Consider the following 1,195-nt stretch of genomic DNA (forward strand, 5'->3'; position numbering starts at 1 on the left):
ATCGGGCTCGCCCGCTCGGCGGCCGATGCGACGGAGTATTTCCAGATCCCGACCGGACGTGTGGTCGAGATCGGCACGCAGGTGGCGATCTGAGGTTTCCGGCAGCCTTTGACGCCACGCACCGGTCATTGCGGGGCAAGCCCTGCGCTGGGAACATGGTAGCCCTACCGTCACGGCACTTGATATTGCATCGCAGCAAGCGTAGAGCACCGCGCGCTTATCGGAGTGTCGTCCATGGCCCTTACCAATGCTGGTATTGAGGCAGAACCCGTCGAACAATCGAGCCATCCCGAAATCGAACAGCACAGCACCAAAGTTCTGATGCTGGGCGCGCTCGGTGTGGTCTATGGCGACATCGGCACCAGCCCGATCTACGCCTTCCGGGAAGCGCTTGTTGCGTCCTCCGGCGGCGAAATCGCCGAGCGCGGCGATATTCTGGGCGTGCTGTCGCTGATCATCTGGTCGTTGACGATTATCGTCACCATCAAATACATCATGTTCGTGCTCAGAGCCGACAACCGAGGCGAGGGCGGCGTGCTGTCGCTGATGGCGCTGGCGCGCGGCAGTTTCCCGACCCGCTCGGCGATCATCCTGGCCATCGGTGTTGTCGGCGCGTCATTGTTCTTCGGTGACGCCGTCATCACGCCGGCAATCTCGGTGCTTTCGGCGGTTGAAGGCATGAATGTCGTTACCCCGACCTTCCAGCCCTACGTCGTGCCGCTGACGCTGGTCATCCTGGCGATCCTGTTTTCGGTGCAGCGCTTCGGGACCGGCGGTGTGGCGCTGATCTTTGGCCCGATCACGGCGGTCTGGTTCCTGGCTATCGGTCTTTCGGGCTTGAACCACATCATCGCCGATCCCGAAATCCTGTGGGCGGTCAGCCCGCACTACATCGTCGCCTTCCTGATCAATTCGCCCGATGTCGCCTTCGTCACCATCGGCGCCATCTTCCTCGCCGTCACCGGCGCCGAAGCGCTTTATGCCGATCTCGGCCATTTCGGCCGCAAGCCCATCGTGCTCGCCTGGCTGGCCATCGTGTTTCCCTGCCTACTGCTAAACTATGCCGGGCAGGGCGCTTTCGTGCTGGCGAAGAACGGTCACGTCGGCCATCCATTCTTCGAGATGAACGAAGGCTGGACGCTGATCCCGATGGTGGTATTGGCAACCGCGGCGACGGTTATCGCCAGCCAGGCGG

General features: G+C 62.0%; 1 protein-coding gene. It reads left to right on the forward strand.

Features of this window, described 5'->3' with window-relative positions; all coding sequences use genetic code 11:
* Positions 1 to 234: 234 nt before the first annotated feature.
* A partial coding sequence (locus NKI37_RS31840; protein WP_352794663.1) for a KUP/HAK/KT family potassium transporter occupies positions 235 to 1,195 on the forward strand: 961 nt, incomplete at its 3' end.

This window comes from Mesorhizobium sp. M0626, assembly GCF_040320665.1.
Classification (GTDB): Bacteria; Pseudomonadota; Alphaproteobacteria; order Rhizobiales; family Rhizobiaceae; genus Mesorhizobium.